Origin of the sequence: Desulfobotulus alkaliphilus (assembly GCF_007830435.1) — a bacterium.
GTDB classification, from domain to species: domain Bacteria; phylum Desulfobacterota; class Desulfobacteria; order Desulfobacterales; family ASO4-4; genus Desulfobotulus; species Desulfobotulus alkaliphilus.
In genome coordinates, this window is the sequence record NZ_VLLC01000068.1 from 1 (window position 1) to 5,734 (window position 5,734).

Annotated in this window: 6 protein-coding genes; 1 reads left to right on the top strand and 5 read right to left on the bottom strand. The window is 51.3% G+C overall.

The annotated features are described in order from the left end of the window. Together LZ24_RS16690 and LZ24_RS16695 are read right to left on the bottom strand one after the other, a co-directional pair. The coding region (locus LZ24_RS16690; protein ID WP_144686845.1) for a hypothetical protein at window positions 1-221 on the bottom strand (221 nt) is incomplete at its 3' end. Between the two features lie 314 nt (window positions 222-535). Next, window positions 536-1,204 carry a BRO-N domain-containing protein gene (locus tag LZ24_RS16695; RefSeq protein ID WP_144686846.1) on the bottom strand — a complete coding sequence of 223 codons (669 nt, stop codon included), beginning with the start codon at window positions 1,202-1,204 and terminating at the stop codon, window positions 536-538. 3 nt (window positions 1,205-1,207) lie between these two features. Here LZ24_RS16695 and LZ24_RS16700 point away from each other — a divergent pair, with 3 nt between their 5' ends. Next, a complete protein-coding gene (locus LZ24_RS16700) occupies window positions 1,208-1,441 on the top strand; it encodes a hypothetical protein (protein WP_144686847.1) in 234 nt (77 codons plus the stop codon). Window positions 1,442-1,910: 469 nt separating this feature from the next. Here the strand turns inward: LZ24_RS16700 and LZ24_RS16705 are convergent, their stop codons facing one another. From LZ24_RS16705 to LZ24_RS16720, 3 genes are all read right to left on the bottom strand, one after another. Next, window positions 1,911-3,254, bottom strand: a complete 1,344-nt coding sequence (locus tag LZ24_RS16705) for a hypothetical protein (protein WP_144686848.1) — start codon at window positions 3,252-3,254, stop codon at window positions 1,911-1,913. A gap of 866 nt (window positions 3,255-4,120) precedes the next feature. Next, window positions 4,121-4,477: a hypothetical protein gene (locus tag LZ24_RS16715; RefSeq protein ID WP_144686850.1), complete on the bottom strand. Its 357-nt coding sequence runs from the start codon at window positions 4,475-4,477 to the stop codon at window positions 4,121-4,123. 1 nt (window position 4,478) lies between these two features. Continuing rightward, the gene (locus tag LZ24_RS16720; protein WP_144686851.1) at window positions 4,479-5,210 is read right to left on the bottom strand and encodes a KilA-N domain-containing protein; all 732 of its coding nucleotides are present in this window, start codon (window positions 5,208-5,210) and stop codon (window positions 4,479-4,481) included. Window positions 5,211-5,734: the final 524 nt, after the last annotated feature.

Here is a 5,734-nt window from a genome sequence, read left to right on the forward strand (position 1 = left end):
AGATCTTTCATAGGGGTATCGCCATCAATAAAAATTTTGGGAGGCCCGGTATCTTCTTCAATGTGCCCGAGGGATACGGTATAACCTTCTGCCTGCTTATCAGCAGCAGTTATGTGCTGAATTTTTGTATGCTGGTTATTTGGTGATTGTTTGACGGAGTTCAGGTTTTCAGGTGCTTTAGCTGTAATTTTAAAATCTGATGTTGAATTCAAGGTAATCATTACAAGACCCCTTTCCCGATTAAATCAGCATAATAACAATCAATTTGAATTATCTTGACGGATAAATATGGTTTGGCCTTTACAGGCATTTTATCTGGCAGGTCAGATCAACTGGAAATCTATTTACAGATGTATCGGCATTGCAGCAAAAACCTTTAAAAAAATCGCTCCCACATTTCTATCTTCAGCTAAAAACTGCCCCCCGGCCCTATGAACCCCTGTCTTCTTCGGATCAATGCCCACCAAAGTGCCAGAAAAAGACGATCCCTTCAACAAAGGATCGCCTCTTCTGTCAGACCTTAATCCCAAGATCCCTACTCCAAAATATCAACGACAGAATATTGGGCATCAATGATCTCCTGGGAATGGTGGGGCAGTTGCAAGACCTGAGCAAGGGAAGACACCGTTCCCCATTCCGCATCCAGGCATCTTTGAAGTGGAACAGGGCTTATATCCAGGAGAATTTCCGCAGCCAGCCGCTGTTTTTCCTGGCGTTTCAGCTTTTTGCTAAGGCCCATGAGCATAGCAGTAGCCTGCTTTATGTACTCGGCTTCTTCCGGTTCCATCTCTTCACCCCCCAGGGGCAATGGGACATCGTGAAAATAAGCCCCGTCCTTACGGATTGCAGGTATCACTTCACCGAACAGCCACCGGGCAAATCTCTTACCTGCTTCTGTCGGTATCAGCTGGGCCAGGAAGGTCAGGGTATTTTCATGGATCAACACAACTTCCGGCCCGTAGGGTATCCCATCGGGCGTATGAAGCTGCTGCTTCCTTACATACTCAGGGAAAACTTCTTCAACCAGTGCCTTTGCATCAACCAAGCGCATCCTGCTTTCAAAGAGAAGAGTCAGAACATGGCTCAGGACGTACCATTGTTCGCCTTCAATTTCCATAGTCCCAATGCCCCTCATATCTCCAAAAAAATGCCGAACATAATCGAACCCTTCTCCCTCTTCTTTATCAAGGGCAATGGTCAGCATTTCATGGAATACCTTGCCTTCTGCCCCCTGCCGGACAATCCCCGCAAGGTAAAAGGCGGCTTCCGTATTGATAATGGTTCCATCCTGAACCCGGCCATTCTTGGCAGTCAGGCCGTGTGTTTCACAGCAATGGGGGCCGATATTCTGCACAAGGGTTCTCTTGGCTATTGCAGGGCGTGTCTTGCTGCCTGTGGCTTCCAGAACGTCTCTCAAAGCGAACCAGTGCTTCCCGTCTGAATCGTCCAGGAAAGTCCGGATCTTGGGCATTGTCAGGGCTGGAAGTTCTGCCTCAGCCTTGGCGTGAATCTCTTCCAAGGGTATAGGGGTAGATCCACTAAGGGCGGCTTGTGTCATGGAAAGCAACCGATATCTGCTCTTCATTTCAGCAAGGGATGGTTCTTTAACGGGCGTGTTCTCTGTCATTATTAACTGCTCCTTTCTTGGCCTGCTCTTTGCCGGATCTTAGTAGTGGCTTGGTAGCGGCCTTAGATGTCATTGGTGGTAGTTGTGAAAGTCGAAATCGTATCTGTGAGGGTCAAGGGCCAGGAGCAAGGATCAGCTCCCAATTCCCGACTCCCGACCTTGTGTACCCCTATTCGGATCGAAGAGCCGATCCTTGCTTCATCGCCCTGTTCGGATCAGTCGGATCAGCCTGGCCCTGGCGGGCCTTGAAGAGCCGATCCTGAAGGAGCCGATCCTTGGGGCTTTATCCAATCCGGGGAAGAACATTCGATCCCGTAACCCTGCGATAAGCCTCTTCCATGGTGGCCTTCAGAAAGGCTTCGTGCCTGGCTTGAACAATGAAAGAATCATGGACGCTCAGGCAACAGATCCCGGCTGCTGTCATTACACGGTGGACTTCAGCGCATATCCTGGAGTCCATCCGTTGCAGCTCCAAAACCTTCCCGGCAAACAGTGAATCCGCTATGGGAGCATGGGCTTCCAGAAGGGCAACCACAAGCTCAGGGTTAAGGTCGGCACACCGGAGGGCCTGCTTCCCGCCTTTGGGTGTCTTGGCTCCCACGGCCACCACGAAGGCTTTCTTGGCTTCATTCCGGGGAAAGCCTGTGATATCGTAGGCATCTTTGGAAAGTTCCAAGCCCTTCTCTGCGTACAGCAAAGTCGGATACAGGCAGGAATAGTCCAGCTCCACGGTAGCCTCTCCGTTGTTCGGATCAGTCCGATCCCCTATCGTAATGGCCTTACGTTCGGCCTTCGGGCAGGTCTGCCACCATCCACCATAAAAACGGCCACCAAGATCCCACGATCCCTGGTTGAACACCCGATGCACCGGGGGGAATCCGTGCTGCTTCAGGATGGTATTGTAGCTTATCAGCTCCCTTCTCATTCGTTTAACTTGGGGCAGCCTGTGTTCAAGATAGGCTTTGAAATTCCCTTCTTTATCCTTCAGGACAATCAGCTCCTTCTTAGGATGGGTGGGAATCCGTTGATCCTTCAGGTGCTTAGGAATCCGATTCAGGAGGGCCGGAGTTGCTTTGATTCGGGAAGCCATTCTCTTTCCGGTGCTTCGGTTTTGGAAGCCGATGGTCTGTTCAAGGTAGCCATGTTCAATCATGGCATCCACCAGGGCAACAGCCTTAAAGCTTACTCCTGCTGGATTGTACCGCTTAATCAGGTTGGCGTAGTAGCGGGAACTTCTGTGGAAACGCACGTAGCCCCCGCCCATGATATTAAGGAGAAGGACGGTAGCTGTGCCTCGGTATGCCTTCCAGTTCCTGTTTCCCTGAAGAAGCTCTGTGGTCAGGAGGGAATCCACCAGGTCGGCCAGCTCTTTGTCATCTGTCCAGAGGATGATGTTAAACTTTGGTGCTTTGCTCAGGGCCTTTGCTGTGGCATCGTGAAGATCCAGGGCCTGAGTAAGGTCAAAGGCCAGTCCTTCACGGATCGGCTCTTCAAGGCCCGCCAAAGGAGCATTAGGGGCCGGGCTGATCCGAACGGCCTGAGCAAGGGTATCAAAGGCCAGTCCTTCGGCCTGAGCAAGGGTATCAAGGGTATCTGTGGTATCGGGAATTGCTGCTGCGTATGTCATGGGTTATGTTTCTCCTTTCCTGGGCTTTGGGCAGGCTGTTCTTTGAAGGCTGCGCTCATTGCTTTGGTGAGTCAGGCCGTTCGGTCTGGCCTTTGAATAAATGTGAATGAATGAATGATCTTGGGTCGGCTCAAGGCCAAAGGTGTAGGCAAGCTCAGGCCGCAGGTCTGGCCCCGCTCTCTGTCTTCTGTGGTCAGGGAAAAGGGTTACTCCCTGTGGTCAGAAGAAGGCAGCTTGAAGGCACCGAAGCTTGAAGGTCTTGGGGCGGCTCAGGCCGCAGGTCTGGCCCCGCTCTCTTCCTTCTGTGGTCAGGGAAAAGGGTTACTCCCTGTGGGTCAGAAGAAGGCAGCTTGAAGGCACCGAAGGGCTGGAAGGGCGGCGTAGTACATTGATCTATAGGAAGGATACTCTTTACTATGCTAAGGTATTACCTAAGATATACCTAAGATTCTCCTAAGAAGCCTCAGATACTCTCTCTCCCCTTTGCATTTACTGTATAAGATTCGTTTAACAGCCTGATTTACCTTGTCATATTGATGAAAAAACTCCCAAATCAGAAACATGATAAGAATTCGCATAACAGGCTGTAACCATTAAATATATTTGCAAAAGGCACTGAAAGCCTTTGGTACGCCGAAAACAGACCAGAAGCCAGCCGGGGGGCCAGCCGGGGCCGACCAGAAGCCAGCTCCCGACCTTATGCACCCCTGACAGGCCAGCTCCCGACCAGCTCCCGACCAGCTCCCGACCAGCTCCCGACCAGCTCCCGACCGTTCGGATCAATCGGATCAAAGAGACGATCCATGCTCCCGACCGATTCCCGGCCTTATGTACCCCTATGGCCTTTTAAGCGGACAGTCCGGCCCCTAAGCCTTGTCGGGCCTCAGATCGATCTTCCCGACTACCTTCGGACGCTCTACCGCTGCTTCAGGCTCCGCTTCAGGTGACGGTATGTGCTTAATCGGAAAGGCTACCTCTCCCACCAGCTTAGCCATCTTGACCTTCAGCTCCACACCACGCTCTGGATAAAGCATGGCAACCATCAGCCAGCACTGTGCCGCATTCAGCATGTGAGGCTTTCTGTGGTTGGGTACCGCCTTAAACCCAGGCTCTGCCAGGGCTTCAAATTCTTTCCAGTACGTCCCAAGCATGAGCTTCAGGGTTCTGTGCTTCACTCCGAACGTGTATGACAAATCTCTGGTGCTGTAGATGTGTGTGTTCATGTTAGGCCACCATCGTCTGCTGTGCGGGTCTTCCGGCTGCCAGGATCTCTTTCCGTTCTGCGTAGGAAAGGCCCCGAAGGATCAGCTTTGTGTTCTCTTTCTGAAGCCAGAGAAGCATTTCACAGCCCTCAATATCCAGAAGATCCCGGAAAGGCGTATTGCCCCAAATCTCCTTGTAAGCGGACGGAGGAAAGCCCGTCACAATCTCACGGAGCATATTGTTTTCATTGGTGTAATGCCTTGCTTCTGTGGTCTTCCCCTCTGCTGCCCGTACCTTTTTCAAGGCATCCATCATGGGCTTGTATTCTTTCGCCAGGTCTTTCCGAAGGCCAATCTCCAGGGCTTCAGCGGTCTTTCCGTCTGCCAAGGCACCGAAGGCCCGTATCGTAGCCACAAAGAAAGCCGGATCAATCCAGGAGGCATAATCATAGGCCAGCTCCCGGCAAGCGTAGGTTCCCTGTGCCTTTTGATTGCCACCTCTCTGAACGTAAAGGATGGAATCCATGACAAGGCTGGCTGTGGCTTCCGTCCCGTCAATTCTTTCCTCTCCAATCTGAACAATCAGCTGCTGCGTTCTCTGACTTCTCAGCCAGTTTCCTACCTGGTGCTTCTTCAATCCCCCTGTCGCTTCATGCAGATCATTCAGACGGTAAAGCCCGGTTTCATTGCATGTCAGAGCAATGCCATTGATTACAAGCTCCTGGGATGCTGCTGCTGTGATTCTTTTCTTCATAATTTGTACCTCCTTTTCTTGTGGGAAGTCCGCCGTTCTCTCAAAGTTGGAAGGCTGGATCTTCTCCGGTTAAGTTGATGTGAAGCATGGAACACCCACGCCTCTTTGAATCCACGGACAGGCCGTAAGACTGGCCCCTGACAGGCCCTTGGCTGCTGTGGGTAGGCCCATGGATTCAAAATGATTTGGGTATGATTGCTGTTGCTGTGGTGCTGTTGGTATGTGATTGCGTGTCTCAGCTTGGAAGGCTGGCCTTCTTACCCCACCGTGGCCTCCCAACTCACCACAACCCACACATAAAAATGACCAAGACCCTTGGTAATCAAGGGCCTCGGCAAAATTATCCTCTTTTGAAAAGTAACGGCTCTTTCCCCACCCTGTCCTCTTAAAATCGTTCAATTATTCCAAGGCATTACAAGATGTAATTTGGTTGAGTTTTAAGTCTATTTCAGACAAAACCGAACCAGGCATGAGAATGGAAGGAAGGATGGAAGGCTGGCCTTCTTACCCCACCGTGGCCTCCC

What these genes read in the sequence shown, in the direction of transcription:
- LZ24_RS16705 (WP_144686848.1), bottom strand. Translation starts at nt 3,254, where the DNA reads ATGACATACGCAGCAGCAATTCCCGATACCACAGATACCCTTGATACC.
- LZ24_RS16695 (WP_144686846.1), bottom strand. Translation starts at nt 1,204, where the DNA reads ATGCTGACCATTGCCCTTGATAAAGAAGAGGGAGAAGGGTTCGATTAT.
- LZ24_RS16720 (WP_144686851.1), bottom strand. Translation starts at nt 5,210, where the DNA reads ATGAAGAAAAGAATCACAGCAGCAGCATCCCAGGAGCTTGTAATCAAT.
- LZ24_RS16715 (WP_144686850.1), bottom strand. Translation starts at nt 4,477, where the DNA reads ATGAACACACACATCTACAGCACCAGAGATTTGTCATACACGTTCGGA.
- LZ24_RS16700 (WP_144686847.1), top strand. Translation starts at nt 1,208, where the DNA reads ATGGAATACCTTGCCTTCTGCCCCCTGCCGGACAATCCCCGCAAGGTA.